This window comes from Mesorhizobium zhangyense, assembly GCF_011045115.1.
In the GTDB taxonomy this organism is placed as follows: domain Bacteria; phylum Pseudomonadota; class Alphaproteobacteria; order Rhizobiales; family Rhizobiaceae; genus Mesorhizobium_M; species Mesorhizobium_M zhangyense.
In genome coordinates this window covers 663,833-680,138 of sequence record NZ_JAAKZG010000001.1, presented here as the reverse complement: position 1 = coordinate 680,138, position 16,306 = coordinate 663,833, and the positions used below count along the sequence as shown (strand labels likewise).

Annotated in this window: 15 protein-coding genes and 1 riboswitch; of the genes, 4 read left to right on the top strand and 11 right to left on the bottom strand. The window is 62.3% G+C overall.

Annotated elements, in window-relative coordinates; all coding sequences use genetic code 11:
- Positions 1–91 precede the first annotated feature (91 nt).
- On the bottom strand, positions 92–982 hold the full coding sequence (locus tag G6N74_RS03355) for an RgsD C-terminal domain-containing protein (protein WP_246245633.1): 891 nt from the start codon (positions 980–982) through the stop codon (positions 92–94).
- A 180-nt stretch (positions 983–1,162) separates the two neighbouring features.
- Here G6N74_RS03355 and G6N74_RS03350 point away from each other — a divergent pair, with 180 nt between their 5' ends.
- Positions 1,163–1,747, top strand: a complete 585-nt coding sequence (locus G6N74_RS03350) for a nitroreductase family protein (protein WP_165114253.1) — start codon at positions 1,163–1,165, stop codon at positions 1,745–1,747.
- Positions 1,748–1,752: 5 nt separating this feature from the next.
- Positions 1,753–2,355 carry a flavin reductase family protein gene (locus G6N74_RS03345; RefSeq protein ID WP_165114251.1) on the top strand — a complete coding sequence of 201 codons (603 nt, stop codon included), beginning with the start codon at positions 1,753–1,755 and terminating at the stop codon, positions 2,353–2,355.
- Here G6N74_RS03345 and G6N74_RS03340 read toward each other — a convergent pair.
- Both G6N74_RS03340 and G6N74_RS03335 read right to left on the bottom strand, forming a co-directional pair.
- Entirely contained in the window at positions 2,352–3,233 is an 882-nt protein-coding gene (locus G6N74_RS03340) for an HpcH/HpaI aldolase/citrate lyase family protein (protein WP_165114249.1), read from the bottom strand. The genes G6N74_RS03345 and G6N74_RS03340 overlap by 4 nt on opposite strands.
- Positions 3,233–3,688, bottom strand: coding sequence for a MaoC family dehydratase (locus tag G6N74_RS03335; RefSeq protein WP_165114247.1), 456 nt, complete (start codon positions 3,686–3,688; stop codon positions 3,233–3,235). The genes G6N74_RS03340 and G6N74_RS03335 overlap by 1 nt, the downstream gene beginning before the upstream one ends.
- Positions 3,689–3,841: 153 nt before the next feature.
- Between G6N74_RS03335 and G6N74_RS03330 the strand changes: the two genes are divergently transcribed.
- Entirely contained in the window at positions 3,842–4,963 is a 1,122-nt protein-coding gene (locus G6N74_RS03330; protein ID WP_165114245.1) for a DUF2336 domain-containing protein, read from the top strand.
- Between the two features lie 11 nt (positions 4,964–4,974).
- On the opposite strand, the gene G6N74_RS03325 is transcribed toward G6N74_RS03330, so the two are convergent.
- From G6N74_RS03325 to G6N74_RS31470, 8 genes are all read right to left on the bottom strand, one after another.
- Entirely contained in the window at positions 4,975–7,044 is a 2,070-nt protein-coding gene (locus tag G6N74_RS03325) for an FUSC family protein (RefSeq protein WP_165114243.1), read from the bottom strand.
- 22 nt (positions 7,045–7,066) lie between these two features.
- Positions 7,067–9,115 carry a DNA topoisomerase IV subunit B gene (parE, locus tag G6N74_RS03320; protein WP_165114241.1) on the bottom strand — a complete coding sequence of 683 codons (2,049 nt, stop codon included), beginning with the start codon at positions 9,113–9,115 and terminating at the stop codon, positions 7,067–7,069.
- Between the two features lie 212 nt (positions 9,116–9,327).
- Entirely contained in the window at positions 9,328–12,138 is a 2,811-nt protein-coding gene (gcvP, locus tag G6N74_RS03315) for an aminomethyl-transferring glycine dehydrogenase (protein WP_165114239.1), read from the bottom strand.
- Between the two features lie 15 nt (positions 12,139–12,153).
- Positions 12,154–12,522: a glycine cleavage system protein GcvH gene (gene gcvH, locus G6N74_RS03310; protein WP_165114236.1), complete on the bottom strand. Its 369-nt coding sequence runs from the start codon at positions 12,520–12,522 to the stop codon at positions 12,154–12,156.
- 7 nt (positions 12,523–12,529) lie between these two features.
- Complete coding sequence (gene gcvT, locus G6N74_RS03305; protein WP_165114234.1) at positions 12,530–13,630, bottom strand: glycine cleavage system aminomethyltransferase GcvT; 1,101 nt, start codon at positions 13,628–13,630, stop codon at positions 12,530–12,532.
- Between the two features lie 150 nt (positions 13,631–13,780).
- A riboswitch (glycine riboswitch) is annotated at positions 13,781–13,867 on the bottom strand.
- 165 nt (positions 13,868–14,032) lie between these two features.
- Entirely contained in the window at positions 14,033–14,419 is a 387-nt protein-coding gene (locus tag G6N74_RS03300; protein ID WP_165114232.1) for a helix-turn-helix domain-containing protein, read from the bottom strand.
- Between the two features lie 181 nt (positions 14,420–14,600).
- Entirely contained in the window at positions 14,601–15,392 is a 792-nt protein-coding gene (locus tag G6N74_RS03295) for a molybdopterin-binding protein (RefSeq protein WP_165114229.1), read from the bottom strand.
- Positions 15,389–15,769, bottom strand: coding sequence for a cytochrome b/b6 domain-containing protein (locus G6N74_RS31470; protein ID WP_376767676.1), 381 nt, complete (start codon positions 15,767–15,769; stop codon positions 15,389–15,391). Before G6N74_RS31470 ends, G6N74_RS03295 begins: the two co-directional genes overlap by 4 nt.
- Positions 15,770–15,871: 102 nt before the next feature.
- Between G6N74_RS31470 and G6N74_RS31465 the strand changes: the two genes are divergently transcribed.
- A complete protein-coding gene (locus tag G6N74_RS31465) occupies positions 15,872–16,297 on the top strand; it encodes a hypothetical protein (RefSeq protein ID WP_376767675.1) in 426 nt (141 codons plus the stop codon).
- Positions 16,298–16,306 lie beyond the last annotated feature (9 nt).

Sequence of the window (16,306 nt, the reverse complement as noted above, 5' to 3'; positions counted from 1 at the left end):
CTTTTTGAACGATAGGAAAAAAGGCGGGGCATGTATTGCCCCGCCTTTTTCATGATTCCGAAGATTTGACTGTTTGGCGGGAACCGGTGGTTCAGTCCGCCCCGTCATTCGGGTCGGCCGCATTGGCGTCATTGGCCAGAACCTCGACGTCCTGATTGTGCCCGCCGACGACGGTGAAATCGCGCTGGTAGATGCGGTCGCGATTCTTGGCGACGATGGTGTATTCGCCTTCGGCAAGCACCATCGAGGCGAACGCGCCGACGCTTTCGCGCACGGGATCGCCTGATCCTGTCAGCACAGACCATGACGTGTCGGCGATTGCTTCACCGCCTTCGTCCCGCACCAGTTTCAATGTCAGCTCGGCGGCGCGGTGCTCGACGGTCGCATCTGTCAGCTTGCCGGCCTCAACGCGGATGTCGGAACGAATCACGGCGTTGACCGAGCCGTAGGTGGAAACGACGTGATAGACGCCGGCGTTGAGCCGAACGATGGAATTGGGGCTGACATCGGGGATGATAAGCGCGCGGTCGCCGTCAGCCCCCGGTTCAGCTTCGTAGATGGAGAATCGCAGCTTCTCCGGCGGGATGCGCACGCCGCCGGCAAGGACGGCATCCAGCTTCAGGCCGCCTGCATCGAGCACGAGGCTTTCATGCTTGGCTTCGCGCCCGACGGTGATGCGCTTGGTCGCCCCGGCGCGGCCGAACGACGCATGAACGAGATAGCTGCCGGGCTCCAGCTGGAACATGCTGGTGCCGCCCTGAGCCGACGCGACCAGCGGCAGCTTGCCATCCGGGCCGGGTTCCGGCCGGAACACGCGCCAGATCAGCCCGCGGCCGATGTCGTCGCTTGCCTCGGTCAGTTTGGCGGCGAGTGTGAGTTGGCCGCCTTCGCCTTGCGCCAGTGATCGGCCGCTATGCGGGGAGGCGTAGCTCGACAGGTCGGGAAGCGTAACGCCCTTCAGCGGGTCCGTCTGCTGCGCCATGGCAAGCCCGGATGCCAGTGTGAACACTGAGGCACCAAAGATGAATGCGAAAGGTCGGAGGAATCCGGCGAGCATGGCTTGCTTTGAAGCCCAATGCGGTGGCAATTTCAAGGCATATTCAGCCCAAGCCGCCGTCTGCACTCCGGTCGCTTCAGCCAGCAACATCAGGAGAATGACGCCGTGGCCTCACCGATCATCGATTTCATGTTGAGCAGGGGTTCGGCCCCCATACCCGAATTGCGCGAACCGGCGCCCGGTGACACCGAGATCGAGACGATGATCCGCATAGCGTCGCGCGTTCCCGACCATGGCCGGCTGGAGCCGTGGCGATTCATCGTCTATCGCGGCGAGGCGCGCCATCGCATCGGTGAAGAGCTGGCGGCTTTGGCTGAGAAGCGCGAAGGACCGCTGACGGAAGGCCGCCGCAACCAGGAGCTGGCGCGATTCTCGCGTGCGCCGCTGGTCATCGGTGTCGTATCGAGTCCGAAGGAAAACATGAAGATCCCGCAATGGGAGATGTTCCTGTCCGGCGGCGCGGCCGCCATGAACCTCGTCATTGCCGCCAATGCGCTCGGCTACAAGACCAACTGGATCACCAACTGGTATTCGGACACCGAGGAAGGGCGGCGCATTCTGGGCCTTGCTCCGCATGAGCGCGTCGTTGGCTTCATTCACATCGGATCGTTCGACGGCACTGTGCCGGAACGGCCACGACCCGACGTGACCGCGCTCTACGGCGACTATTCCGGTCCCTGGGAGGGCTGAAGGCCTTGTTCTACGAACCGTCCAAGGGTCACGGCCTGCCGCATGATCCGTTCAAGGCGATCGTTGCACCGCGTCCGATCGGCTGGATCTCGTCGATCGGACGCGACGGCTCGCTCAATCTCGCGCCCTATTCCTTCTTCAATGCCTTCTCCTCGGCTCTCGTCTGGTTTTCATCCGACGGGGAGAAGGACAGTGCCACGTTTGCCGTGGAAACCGGCGAATTCGTTGCCAATCTGGTCGGGCGCGATCTTGCCGAGAAGATGAACCGGACCAGCGTGAATGCGCCGCGCGGCACCAGCGAGTTCGACTATGCCGGGCTGGAGATGGCGCCGTCGCGAATGGTAAAACCACCGCGTGTTGCCGGCGTTCCTGCCGCGCTCGAATGCAAGGTGACGGAGATTTTTCGTCCCAAAATGCTCGATGGCAGCGATTCGGGCGCGGTGGTGGTCGCTGGCGAGGTGGTCAGCGTTTTCATCGACGATGCGTTCCTGACCGACGGCCTGTTCGACATGGTCAAGGCGGGAAATGTTAGCCGGCTTGGCTATATGGATTATTCGGCCATCACCGAAACTTTCGTCATGCGCCGCCCGCGCTGGGAGAAAGATTAGACCACAATCTTGGCCGCTTGCGCACGCGCCAGCAACCGCTCGGCGCGGCGCAGATGGGGCATGTCGTACATCTGTCCATCGATGGCGACGACGCCGGGATTGCCCGCGGCCTGGAATGCCTCGACCACAACTCGCGAATGCGCCACCGCCTCGGGCGAGGGGGTGAAGGCTTCGTTGATAACCGGCACCTGCGCCGGGTGGATCGCCATCTTGCCGGTAAAACCGTCGCGCTCGGCCTCGATGCATTCGGTACGGAAGGCGTCCATGTCGCGGAAATTCGGAAACACGGTGTCGATTGCCGCGACATCAGCTGAGGAAGCCGCAAGGATCGTCATGGCGCGGGCGAGGCGAAAGACATCGGTGTAGCGGCCATGCTCGTCGCGCGTGGCGCGGGCGCCGACAGCGGCGGAAAGATCCTCCGCGCCCCAGGTCAGGCCGGCAAGGCGTGCGTTTGCGCCGGCATAGCTCGCCGCCGCCAGAACGCCGGCTGCCGTCTCGGTGATGATGGGCAGAATGGCGATGCCGCCATCTGGCAGGTTGTTTTCCGCCTCAAAGACACGCAGCTTGACGGCCAGTAGCTGGACATCGGCGCCGTTGTTGGACTTCGGCAGCATGATGCCTGCGGGTTTTACTGGGACGAGGGCTGCGAGGTCGTCGTCGGTCAGCCCGGTCGAAAGATCGTTCACGCGGACATAGACAGCCGGACCATCCTGGCCTTGCCGATCGCGAATGAAGTCAGCCGCTATCTTGCGTGCCGCAATCTTGTTCTGCGCCGAGACGGAATCCTCGAGATCGACAATGACGACGTCGGCTTCAGACGAAAATCCCTTCTCGAGCTTCTTTTCCGAATCGCCGGGAACGAACAGCAGCGAGCGCATCAGGCGGCAGCCTTCTTCAGCATCATCGCCTGGCGGGTGCATTTGGCCACCAGCGCGCCGTTCTGGTTGAAGGCGCGGTGCTGGAACTCGACGATGCCGCGATCCGGCTTCGATTTCGATTCGCGCACGGAGAGAATCTCCGTCTCTACCCGGATTGTATCGCCATGAAAAACCGGATGCGGAAACACGGTTTCCGTCATGCCGAGATTGCCGGCGGTGGTGCCGAGCGTCGTGTCGTGAACGGAAATGCCGATCATCAGGCCGAGTGTGAACAGGGAGTTCACCAGTGGCTTGCCCCATTCGCTCTTGGCGGCGAAGTCGAAGTCGATATGCAGCGGCTGCGGGTTCAGCGTCATCACGGAGAAGAGCATGTTGTCGCTCTCGGTGACGGATTTGGTCAGCGCGTGGCGGATGACCTGACCGACTACGAATTCATTGAGATATAGTCCGGCCATGATCGTCCCTCCATTTTGCACCCGTTTGATAGTCGCTGCCTGCATGCCCGGCAAGCAGGTTAACGGATATGGTGAACCGTTCGTAAACCATTTCTCCTTAACGTCATTTTCGGGGCTGGAAGAATCTTCCGGTGGGAAAATCGAGTGGCGTGAATGATTGTCGGGCATTTCCTGAAATGGATCGATACGGCGCGGGTCGCCGAGCGGGCAGCTGCGGTCAGCGCATTGGCGCGGGCTTATGTGCAAAAGGAACTGCCGTTCGAGGACCGATGCGCCGCGGAGGCGGCACTGACGCTTCTGCTCGACGATCCGTCGGCCAAGGTTCGGCTGGCGATGGCCGAGGCCCTGTCAATGAGCCATCATGCGCCTTTGCAGGTCATCAGCGCGCTGGCTAACGACCAACCTGAAGTCGCGGGCCTGGTTCTCGCCCGCTCGCCCTTGCTGACCGACAGCGACCTCATCGACCGCGTCGCCTCGGGTCAGAAGGCGACACAGAAACTCATCGCCGACCGTCCTTTTGTCTCGATGGCCTTATCGGCCGCTATCGCCGAAGTCGGCGAGCCTGACGCCTGCGCAATGCTGCTCGCCAACAGCGGTGCGGATATCGCCTCGCTCAGCTTCCGCCGCATGGCTGAACGCCACGGCGATCTTGCGCTGGTTCGCGAGGCGCTGATCGCCGATCCGCGCCTGCCTTCCGAATGCCGCCACGTGCTGCTGGTCAAGGTGGGGGAGGCGTTGAAGCGCTCGCCGCTTGTTGCCGCACTCATGGGCTCGGCTCGGGCCGAGCGCGTCATGCGCGACGCCTGCGTCAAGGCATCCCTGACGCTGATCGAGAACACGCAAGCCCACGAATTCGCCGCCCTGATCGAGCATCTGCGCCTGCGCGGCGATCTCACCGCGAGTTTCCTCATCCGCACCATTGCCCATGGCAAGGTCGACTTCTTCGGTGCCGCGATCGTCGCGCTGACGGAGCAGGCGGAAACCCGGATAAGGGCGCTGCTGGCCGGCGGCCACGATGTCGCGCTGTCCGCGCTGTTTCGCAAGGCGGGCCTGGCGGCATCGACGCATAAGGTCATCCTGCGGGCGCTGAAGATCTGGCGCGAAGTTGCCAATGGCAAGCGCGTGGCCGGCGTTCAGGAAGTGAGCTGGTTGATGCTGAAGGAATTGGGCGGGCCGGCCGCGCCGGGCGATCTCGCCGGCCTGCTGAAGGCTATCCACATCGAAGCCTTGCGAGACAATGCCCGCGGGCATGCCCTGGCTATCGCGGCCGCCTGAACGATCGATCCTTATTCGGCTACCTTGCGGAAAAACTGCGGATAATCCTCGATCGCGGCGGCAATGACGCGCAGCGATGCAGTGGCCTGCAAGGTTTCGGCGTTGCTGTTGCCGGCTGCCATTTCGGCCGCGGCTTGGCGGGCACTTTCGATCCATGATGCGAAAGACTGTCTTCCGGGCAATGGCAGAAACACATCGCGTGCGAACTGCCGCAGGAACTTGGTTATCAGCTCCGACACCTCGTTCGAAATCCCGTCTGCCAGCTGCAGTTTGCGCAGGCGCAGAATTTCCAGCCCGACCGTCATGGCGGCAAGACTGCCTTCGAGAACGGTTTCGCCGGCCTGACCAAGCCGTTGAACCAATGGCAGAATCTGGTTGATCCGATCATAGGCGAGGCTCTCGAAGGCCGAGCGCCTCGGCAGGCGCTCGTGCAGACAGAGCCGCGCAAGATCGTCGCGCATCGCCTTGACCAGCCGTGCGGCGGTGTCCTGAGGTCTTGCCGGTAACACGACGGCGAATACGCCCATGGCGAGCAATATGCCGACGAGAATCGACGCGGTGCTGTTGAAGAACGCCTGCGGCGCATAGACCATGGTCTGGTGCGGGTTGAGGAAGGCGAGGAAATTGATGGCGAAAGCGGTCGAAATGCCGATATGCCGCCGGTTCGCCATGCCGAGTGCCGCCGCGATCAGGATCGGTGCGGCGAATAGCACGAACCAGCCGAAACCCGGCAAGGCAGGTAGCGCAACCTGCCCGACCAGAAAAGCAAAGGGCGCGGCCAGAAGCGTTCCCTTGAAGAACTCCAGTGCGCTTTCAACCGGAGCTGGACGCGTTGCGAAGAGGCTCGAAACGACGGCAACCAGAATGGCGACACCGGCGGCATCCGACCAGCGCGTCGTCATCCAGAAGGCGATGACCAGCATCGTCGCCGCACCGGCGCGGATGGCGTTTCTGAGTGCAGCCCAGCGGTCGCGGTGCACGACAAGGGCAGGCTGCCGCCGATCCCGCGTGCGGCCCGATGCGGGACTGCGCAGCGCGTCCAGCCCGCGCAGCGTCTCCTTCAGCGAATCGGCGAATTCGCCGGCAATCGTCAATCGAGCGGCAGCACCAACCTTGTCGCTTCCTTCGCCGGAGGAAGCTTCCGGCATATGCCGTGCCTGCGCCGCGATGGTGTCGAGGCGCGCAATCCACGGGCGCGTATCGGCAAGCGCGGTCGAGCCCGAAGCCGTCAAATCGCCGAGCAAGGTTTTAAGCTCATTGCGGACCGGCATCAGGGCGGCATTCAGCGGTGCCGCATGGCCATGCAGCATGCGCGTGGCCGACAGGGCGGACAGAAGATGGCCGATCGTTCGGCGCACCGGATGGCCGTGGGCGGCAAGGCTTGGTGCCTCCAGCCGCGCATAGGCGCGCATTTCGGCGAGCGCCTGTATGTCGGCAATCAGCTTGCGATGCAGAGCGTCGAGCTTCGTCTTGTCGCCGCTGGCAAAAGCGCCGTTGGCGTAGGCGGAGAGGTCCAGGATGCTGCGCTTCAGCCGCGCTACGATTGCGTCACGTGCCAGTTGCGGCAGAAACAGGCGGCTGGCAAGACCGGCGCAGACAATGCCGAGGATGATTTCCATGCTGCGGGCGATCGCAAGATCGACGACAAGGTGTCCATGCCCGAACGACGGCATGCCGATGATGACGGCGGTGTAGCCGGCAAGGACTGCGCCATATGCCTCGGGATTGCGCAGGAGCGAAGACGTAAATGTGCAGAGCCCGATCCACAGCGCCAGGACCGTCACGAAAAGCCAGGGGCTCGATCCGGTTAGCGTCGTGATGGCGACGGCGGCAAGCGCTCCAGCCAGCGTACCGAGCAGGCGATAAAATCCCTTGGCCAGCACCATGCCGGCGACCGGCTGGGAAACGATGAACACCGTCATCATCGCCCATTGTGGCTGTTCCAGCTGCAGCGCAAAGGCAATCGAGAGCGCAACCAGACCGGTCACGGTGGTACGGATGGCGAAAACCCAGTCCGCTCGCGCGGGGCGGGTGAAATTCTCGGGATTGGGCAGATAGTCCTTGAGGCGAGGTCGGGTCATGACGGTTCCCGACACTCGCCGGTCAGATATCCAGTTCCTGCGCGTATTCGGCGCGTTCCTGGATGAAACGGAAGCGCGCTTCCGGCTTGGTGCCCATCAGCGCATCGACGGACAATTTCGTCGCCGCCTCGTCCTCCACGATATCAACGCGCAGAAGCGTGCGCTTCTTCGGATCCATCGTCGTTTCCTTGAGCTGGCTTGCCATCATCTCACCGAGGCCCTTGAATCGGCCGAGTTCGATCTTGCCGCGCCCGGTGAACTCCGTTTTCAGAAGCTCGTCCTTGTGGGCATCGTCGCGCGCATAGGCGACCTTGCCGCCCTGGCTGATGCGGTAGAGCGGCGGCACGGCCAGATAGAGATGGCCGCCATTAATGAGCTGCGGCATTTCCTGATAGAAGAAGGTGATGAGCAGCGAGGCGATATGAGCGCCGTCGACGTCGGCGTCGGTCATGATGATGACGCGGTCGTAACGCAAATCTTCGTCGCGGTATTTGGAGCGCGTGCCGCAACCGAGCGCCTGGATTAGGTCGGAAATCTGCTGGTTGGCCGTCAGCTTGTCATGGCCGGCGCTGGCGACGTTCAGGATTTTTCCGCGCAGCGGCAGAATGGCCTGCATGGCGCGGTCGCGCGCCTGCTTGGCCGAGCCTCCGGCCGAGTCGCCCTCGACGATGAACAGCTCGGCACCCGCTGCAGCGTTCTGCGTGCAATCGGCCAATTTGCCGGGTAGGCGAAGCTTGCGCACCGCGCTCTTGCGCGACACTTCCTTTTCCTGGCGGCGGCGGACACGCTCGTCGGCCCGCGCAATCACCCATTCCAGAAGTTTCGAGGCTTCCTGCGGATTGTCGGCCAGCCAGTGGTCGAAGGGATCGCGAACGGCGGTTTCGACGAGTCGCTGCGCCTCGATCGTCGCCAGCCTGTCCTTGGTCTGGCCGACGAATTCCGGCTCGCGGATGAACACCGAGAGCATGCCGGCTGCCGATATCATCACGTCTTCGCTGGTGACGATTGCTGCGCGCTTGTTGCCCGTTAGTTCGGCATAGGCACGAAGACCGCGCGTCAGCACATTGCGGAATCCAGTCTCGTGGGTGCCGCCTTCGCCTGTCGGGATGGTGTTGCAGTAGGAATTCAGGAAACCGTCGCCGCCATACCAGGTGACGGCCCATTCCATGGAGCCGTGGCCACCCTGGCGATCGCTTTTTCCGGCAAAGATTTCACGCGTCACCTGGAAATCGTCGCCGAGCGAGGCCTTGAGATAGTCCTTCAGGCCACCGGGAAAATGCAGGACGGACTTGGCGGGGGTAGGGTCCTTGTCCTTGATGAGCAGCGGATCGCAGGTCCAGCGGATTTCGACGCCACCGAAAAGATAGGCCTTTGAGCGGGCCATGCGGTAGAGCCGAGCCGGCTCGAAGGCCGCGCCCTTGCCGAAAATATCGGCATCCGGATGGAACCGGATTTTCGTGCCGCGCCGGTTGTGCACTTCGCCAAGGGCTTCCAGATCGCCGATCGGCTTGCCGCGCGAAAAGCGCTGGCGATAGAGCTGGCGGCCGCGCGCGACCTCGACCTCGAGATGGTCGGACAGCGCATTCACCACCGAAACGCCGACACCGTGCAGACCGCCTGAAGTCTCGTAGACCTTGGAGTCGAACTTGCCGCCGGAATGCAGCGTGGTCATGATGACTTCGAGCGCCGGCCGCTTGAATTTCGGATGCGGATCGATCGGAATGCCACGGCCATTGTCGGTGACGGTGAGAAAGCCGTCAGCCGAAAGCTCGACATCGATGAAGGTCGCATGGCCGGCAACTGCTTCGTCCATCGAGTTGTCGATGACTTCGGCAAAGAGATGGTGCAGCGCCTTTTCGTCGGTGCCGCCGATATACATGCCCGGACGCCGGCGCACGGGCTCCAGCCCTTCCAGAACCTCGATGTCGGCCGCGCTGTATCCCTCGCTACCATCCTTGGCCGGCTGAGGTGCGCGCTTGGCGGCTGCCTGCACCAGCGGATCGGCCGGGCGCGACGAGGCAAGCGGCGTCTGCTTGTCGAGATTTCCGAAGAGGTCGTTGCTGTCGTCCATAAGGCGCGGATTTCCAGTGATTCGTCTTAGCCGCCATACTGCCACGCTTTTCAGCCGGCGCGACAGAGGTTCCCGTTCCGTTCAGGGAAATATGCCTGCTTCTATAGGCTTTTGATAACCAAAACCTCAAGGGGATAGTTAACGAATCGAAAGCAGGGCCGGCAAACGCCAGCCCTGCTTGTTGTCATCGATAAATTGAGCCGGCTGAGGCGCTACTCTGCCGCTCCAAGATATTCCGCCATCGGCGGGCAGGAGCAGACCAGATTGCGGTCGCCGCCGACATTGTCGATGCGTGAGACCGGCGGCCAGTATTTCGCAGCCGTTTCCGCGTCACCGGCCGGGAAGGCCGCCTCTAACCGCGAATAGGGATGCGTCCAGTCGCCGACGAGCGTTTCGGCAGCCGTGTGCGGGGCGTTGACCAGAGGATTGTCCTCGCGCGGCCATTCGCCCTTGGCCACGCGTTCCGCTTCCCCAGCGATGGCGATCATCGCATCGCAGAAACGATCGACTTCGCGCTTGGGTTCGGACTCCGTCGGCTCGACCATCAGCGTGCCGGCGACCGGCCAAGACATGGTCGGCGCGTGGAAGCCATAGTCGATCAGGCGCTTGGCGACGTCCTCGACGCCGATGCCGGCGCTTTCCTTCAGCACGCGCGTGTCAAGGATGCACTCATGCGCGACACGTCCATTGCGTCCCTGATAGAGCACCGGGTAATGCGCCTTCAGCCGGGCTGCGATGTAGTTCGCGCTGAGGATCGCCGTTTCGGTTGCCTGCTTCAGGCCCGACGCGCCCATCATGCGGATATACATCCAGGTGATCGGCAGGATCGACGCACTGCCGAAGGGTGCCGCCGAAACCGCATGTTCGGAGCCTTCCGTGACGTGGCCCGGCAGGTAAGGCTTCAGATGCGCCTTGACGCCGATCGGACCGACGCCGGGGCCGCCGCCGCCATGCGGAATGCAGAAGGTCTTGTGCAGGTTCATGTGGCAGACATCGGCGCCGATTTCGCCCGGCTGTGCCAGGCCGACCAGCGCATTGAGATTGGCGCCGTCGAGATAGACCTGCCCGCCATGCTCGTGGATGAGCGCGCAGATATCGCGGATGCCTTCCTCGAACACGCCATGTGTCGAGGGATAGGTGATCATAAGGGCTGCAAGGTTGCCTGCGTGCTCAGCCGCCTTGGCTTTGAGGTCGTCCATGTCGACATTGCCGTCTTCGGTGCAGCGCACGACGACGACGCCCATGCCGGCCATGGAGGCGCTGGCCGGGTTGGTGCCATGCGCAGACGAGGGGATGAGGCAGATGTTGCGGTGATGATCGCCGCGCGACTGGTGGTAGTGGCGGATCGCCAGCAGGCCGGCATATTCACCCTGGCTGCCGGCGTTCGGCTGCAGCGACACGGCGTCGAAGCCGGTGATTTCGCTCAGCCACTTCTCCAGATCGTCGATCATCTCGCGATAGCCGAGCGAATGCCCGGCCGGCGCGAAGGGATGCAGATTGGCAACCGACGGCCAGCTCACCGGCATCATCTCGGCAGCTGCGTTGAGCTTCATCGTGCACGAGCCGAGCGGGATCATTGCGCGGTCGAGCGCCAGATCCTTGTCGGCCAGCCGGCGCAGGAAGCGCATCATGTCGGTCTCGGAGCGGTTTTCGTGGAAAACCGGTTGGGTGAGAAAGCCCTTGCCGCGGGGATTGGCCGGTGCCTTGGCCTTGCCTGCCGGTGATGGCTTTGCACCGAACAGCGCGGCAATGGCTTCAAGGTCTTCTTCGGTAGATGCCTGATCGAAACTCACGCCGACGCGGTCATTGTCGATCACGCGCAGCAGACGGCCATCCTTCTCGGCAGTTGCGGCGATTTCCTTAGCCTTGCCTTTGGCGGTGATGGTGACGGTATCGAAGCGGCGATCACCGTCGATTTCAATGCCTACGGCCTTCAGTCCGAGCGCAAGCCGCTCGGCAAAAGCATTGATCTGGTTGGCAATCGACTGAAGCCCCAGTGGCCCGTGCCAGATGGCGAAGGAGGCGGCCATGTTGGCGAGTAGCGCCTGCGCCGTGCAGATGTTGGAGGTCGCCTTGTCGCGGCGGATATGCTGCTCGCGCGTTTGCAAGGCGAGCCGGTAGCCGGGGCGACCGTTGGCGTCGACCGACTGGCCGACGAGGCGGCCTGGCATGAGGCGCGTGAGCTTGTCGGAGACGGCGCAATAAGCAGCGTGCGGCCCGCCAAAGCCCATCGGTACGCCGAAGCGCTGCATCGGCCCGACGGCAATGTCTGCGCCGAGACTGGCCGGCGTTTCTGAAATGCTCAGCGCCAAAGGATCGGCGATGAAGATGACGATTGCGCCGGCAGCCTTCGCCCTGGCGATCGCATCGGCGTGGTTGCCATAGACGCCGAACGTATCGGGCCAGGAAACGACGAGGGCGGCGGTATCCTCATCGATCGTCTCGCCGTCCACCTCGATACCGAGCGGTTCGGCGCGGGTCGTGACGACATCGAGCGTCTGCGGGTGAGGTGCGCCAGCGAAAGCCACGCGATGACGCTTCTCGCGGTGATGGCGATAGGCGATGCCAACGGCTTCCGCCACCGCTGTCGACTCATCCAGCAGCGAGGCGGAGGCGACCGGCAGGCCGGTCAATTCTGTCACCAGCGTCTGGAAATGGAACAGAAGCTCAAGCCGGCCCTGGCTGATTTCGGACTGGTAGGGCGTGTAGGCCGTATACCAGGCGGGGTTTTCGAAGAGGTTGCGCTGGATCACCGGCGGCACGCGGCAGCCATGATAGCCGGCGCCGATGAAGCTCTTCAGTACGACGTTTTTCGACATTCTCTCGGCAAGCTCGACAAGCGCCTCGGCCTCGCTGGCGGGCGCCGGCAGATCGAGCGGGCGCTCAAGCCGGATCGATTTCGGCACGGCCTGCGAAATCAGCGTCTCGATGGAAGGTACGCCAAGCACGGCGAGCATGGCGCGAGCGTCCGTGGTGCTCGGGCCGATATGGCGGGTAGCGAAAGGGTAGGGAGCGGCAGTCATCGTATCACCTGTGCCTTAACCTATGAGCGCTTTGTAGCCGGCTTCGTCGAGCAGGCCCGCAAGCTGGCTTTCGTCGGAAAGCTTCATCTTCCACAGCCAGCCATCGCCGGTTGCGGCCGAATTCACTAATGCAGGATCGGAAGCCAACGCACCGTTGGACTCTACGATCTCGCCGTCGATGGGAGCGTAGACGTCGGATGCCGCCTTGACGGATTCGACGACTACGGCAACGTCGCCCTTGGCAAGCTTGCGCCCGGCTTCGGGCAGTTCGACGAAAACCAGATCGCCAAGCTGCTCCTGCGCATAGTCGGTGATGCCGACGGTGGCGATCCCGCCCTCGACACGGAGCCACTCGTGATCGTCGGTAAAATAGGTCGTTGCCATGAGAAGATTATCCTTTGCGGTAGCGATGCGGCGTGAAGGGAAGAGAAGAAATGTCGACAGGAATTTTCGTGCCCCGGACATCGGCGAAGATTTTCGATCCGCTGCTTGCGAGCGGCGCGGAGACATAACCCATGGCGACCGGCGAGCCGGCGGATGGGCCGAAGCCGCCCGAGGTGACGCGACCGGCGGGATTTCCGGCTTCGTCGAAAAGCGATGCGCCGGCGCGAACCGGCTGGCGGCCCTGTGGTTTCAGGCCGACGCGCTTTTCGGTGGGGCCTTTTGCGAGGATGGCGCGCAGCGCGTCAGAGCCGATGAACTGTCCGTTGGTGCGCAAATCCTTGGAGATCGCCCACATCAGGGCAGCACTCGCCGGGTCTATGTCGGGTGTGATGTCTTGGCCGTGAAGGCAAAGACCCGCTTCAAGCCGTAGGCTGTCGCGGGCGGCGAGGCCGATCCATTTGACGCGCTCGTCGGCAAGCAAGGTTTCGAGCAGCTTGCGCGCATCGGTCTCCGGCAGGCCGATCTCGAAACCGTCCTCGCCGGTATAGCCCGACCGGCTCATGAACCAGTCTTTTTTCGGCTCGAAACCGTGCATGAACAAGAGGTCGCCGGTTTCGATACTGGCCTGTTTCAGAGCTGCTTCGGCCTCGGGGCCCTGAATGGCGAGGAAGACGCGATCAAGCGCCGTAACGGTGCAGTCGAAATCCTTGGCCAGCGCGCGCAAATGCGCCTCGTCGACGGTCGCGTTGCCGGCATTGGCGACGACCATGAAGCGCTCGGCTTCAAGCCGCGTGACGATCAGATCGTCGATGATGCCGGCCTGTTCGTTGAGAAAGAAGGTGTATTTCGATTGCCGCTCGGCAAGAGCGGCAGCATCGAGCGGACATGCCTTGGCAAGTAGCGCGGCAGCGCCCGGGCCGGCAACTTCGAACAGCTGCATATGCGAGATGTCGAACAGCCCCGCATGATCGCGGGTGTGAAGATGCTCGGCCATGACGCCGGCCGGATAGGTCAGCGGCATTGACCAACCGGCAAACGCGCCAAATCGCGCTCCGGCTGCACTATGCAGGTCTTCGAGGGGTAGTTTCTTGGCGTCGGTGCCCGTCATGACATCTCCAGAGTCGCACGCAAGCGGCCGCTACGGCGGCCATTCCGTGCCCCTCTGTCTGAAGCCTGAGAGACTCGCGCAACCGGAACTCTGTCGGCGACGCTTACACCTTCGGCGCGGGAGGTTTAGTCCCGACTTTCCAGAGTGTCTTTCCCATCTACGGTTCTTTTGCCTGAGAGATTTCGGGCGATTTCCCCTTCGGCGGCAGCATGCGCTGCTCTCTCCCGCAAACAGGTAGAATCCGGAAAACACCGGATCCTCGACGCAGCATAGCTAGCTCATGACCGACGCATTGTCACGCCCCATGCGACATACGCACAGCTTTGTTATCGCCGGCAGGAATGCCGTGCGGCCATGAAGCTGATTTTCGGGGCGGCGACAAAACGCGGACGAAAAAGTCCGTCAACTCGCGGCGGCGAGACGATCCATGTCGTTCTGAAGGCGGACGATCAGGCTGCCGGTTTCGGCATGCAGAAGCTTGAGGCGATCCAGCTGGGCACCAACAGTTTCGATCATGTCGCTGTCGTCTTCCGGCTCGATGGGACCGGTGCCGACGCCATGCAGGACCCATGACAGGCTGACATTGAGAATGCCCGATACCATGTTCAGGCGGTGCGCGCCGGGCTGCGAGCGGTCGCTTTCCCAGGCGGTTATCGTCGACATTTTGACGCCGAGCCGCCATGCCAGTTGCTTGACGCTCATGCCGCTGGCCTCACGGGCTCGGGACAGTCGGCCGCCGATCGTATCGAGATCCGGCGTTTGTTCGTAAATATTCGTGGTGTCGGACACCCGATGCACCTCCTGTGATGTGCGGATTGTCCTGTTTCCGACACGGAAACAGGTGCCCTAAACATGGCGGACGGGTGACCGCATAGCAAGGCGCTTTGCATCAATATCGTGTAAAGTCTTGTATTTAAGGGTAATTCTTAGACTGAAAGTTCGACTGTTGGTCGGGGGATCACGTCGTATTTCAGATACCACCGTACCAATCGTAGCCTCGATCTTCCCAATAGCCGCCCTTGCCGTCGCCCATCTGGGTGAAGCTATCGACCAGTTCTATCTTCCGAATATATTTCGGCATCTTGTAGCCAAGCTGACGCTCGACACGCACCCTGAGAGGAGCGCCATTCTCGACCGGCAACGGCTTGCCGTTGAGGCCGTAGGCAAGAATCGTCTGGGGATGGCGGGCATCGATCAGGTCGATCGATCCGTAGTATTTTATCCTGCCCGAAAGCCCGTTCTCGATCGTGTCCATGCAGTGGAAAACGGCATAGCGGGCCTGCGGCTTTACCTTGGCTTCGTCCAGCACCAGCGACAGCGGCGTGCCGGTCCATTTGGCGATGCAGCTCCAGCCTTCGACGCAATCGTGGCGGGTGATCTGGGTACGCGCCGGCATAGCGATCAGCTGTTCGCGCGATAGCGACAACGGCTTTTCGACCAGACCGGAAACTTCAAGCCGCCATTCAGTGAAGTCATTGCTCTGGAACGCGCGGTAGTCGGCGTCATCCGGGGCTGTCACGCCGTTGGGGCGCTGCGGCTGCCGGATATCGGCTTCGGTGAATTCCTGCGCAAGCGAGTCGCGACCGGCCAGCAGACGCTGAACCCTGTAGGTGAGGTCGTTTGCACCTTCCAGAACGCCCCGAACTCGGCTGTCCGTCGAAGACAGCGAATCGAAGGCGTCACAGCCGGAGAGGGCGAGACCGGAGGCTCCAAGTGCCGCGGAGGTAAGAAAGCCGCGGCGGCTTATCTGAAACCGTTTCATGACCGTGCGCTCCGTGCCGAGGGCTCGTTGCCGGACGTGGGCGGGTCCGTGCGGTACCACCCGGTTATCATCGAACGCAGCTCGTTGAGTGGGCCGGCGGCAAGGATCATCAGCATGTGAATGATGAAGAACGCTACCAGCAGCAGCATGATCGTAAAATGGATGGTTCGCGCCGTCTGCCTGCCGCCGAATAGGTCTGCCAGAAACGGGACAGCAGCGTTCATGCTCGGCGACATGGCAAGACCGGTCAGGATCATCAGCGGCAGAAGCACGAACAGCACGCCGCCATAGGCGAGCTTCTGCAACGTGTTGTAGTTGCGGCTGTGATGAAATTTCAGCTTGGCATGGTCCGCGATGTCGCCGGGCAGGCGCTTCAAATCAGCGACACGCGGGGCAAGATCGCGGCGCAGGTGGCCATTGATTAGGCTTGCGATCAGCCAGATGAGCAGGGTGCCGGAAAGCAGCCAGGCAAAGAAGAAATGGATGACGCGGCCTGTCGCCAGATCCTGATGGGACGGAATCGTCGCCCATGCTGGAAAGGCGCGGGCGTGCAGGTCGTCGGGTCCGCCGGAGAGGCCCAGAACACCGGTGGTATCGAAGCGGTGGCCGAAGATATCGGTGTAACCTTTCGGTCCGTCGGGCGTGTTTTCGGCGCTGAAACTCAGCACCGAATTGTCGAAGCTGAAGCCAGACTGCTTGCCGATATAAAGCGACGGATGCGCGTTGAATATTTGCAACCCGGTCAGCAGCAGGAAGAAAAGCGCGAGCGCCCATACCCAATGCGTCAGCCGCGTCCAGGCGGATTGCCGATAGACGAGCCTGTCGTCCTTCGCAGGCTTGATGCCGGATTGCATCTCGCCGGCTGCCGCATTGTCCATGTCCTGATCCTCCCCACAGCGCGATGATTGCCGCGC

Coding starts and splice junctions, on each gene's coding strand:
- G6N74_RS03355 (WP_246245633.1), bottom strand. CDS start 982: ATGGCGCAGCAGACGGACCCGCTGAAGGGCGTTACGCTTCCCGACCTG.
- G6N74_RS03340 (WP_165114249.1), bottom strand. CDS start 3,233: ATGCGCTCGCTGCTGTTCGTTCCCGGCGATTCGGAAAAGAAGCTCGAG.
- G6N74_RS03335 (WP_165114247.1), bottom strand. CDS start 3,688: ATGGCCGGACTATATCTCAATGAATTCGTAGTCGGTCAGGTCATCCGC.
- G6N74_RS03330 (WP_165114245.1), top strand. CDS start 3,842: ATGATTGTCGGGCATTTCCTGAAATGGATCGATACGGCGCGGGTCGCC.
- G6N74_RS03325 (WP_165114243.1), bottom strand. CDS start 7,044: ATGACCCGACCTCGCCTCAAGGACTATCTGCCCAATCCCGAGAATTTC.
- parE (WP_165114241.1), bottom strand. CDS start 9,115: ATGGACGACAGCAACGACCTCTTCGGAAATCTCGACAAGCAGACGCCG.
- gcvP (WP_165114239.1), bottom strand. CDS start 12,138: ATGACTGCCGCTCCCTACCCTTTCGCTACCCGCCATATCGGCCCGAGC.
- gcvH (WP_165114236.1), bottom strand. CDS start 12,522: ATGGCAACGACCTATTTTACCGACGATCACGAGTGGCTCCGTGTCGAG.
- gcvT (WP_165114234.1), bottom strand. CDS start 13,630: ATGACGGGCACCGACGCCAAGAAACTACCCCTCGAAGACCTGCATAGT.
- G6N74_RS03295 (WP_165114229.1), bottom strand. CDS start 15,392: ATGAAACGGTTTCAGATAAGCCGCCGCGGCTTTCTTACCTCCGCGGCA.
- G6N74_RS31465 (WP_376767675.1), top strand. CDS start 15,872: ATGGATGACGCGGCCTGTCGCCAGATCCTGATGGGACGGAATCGTCGC.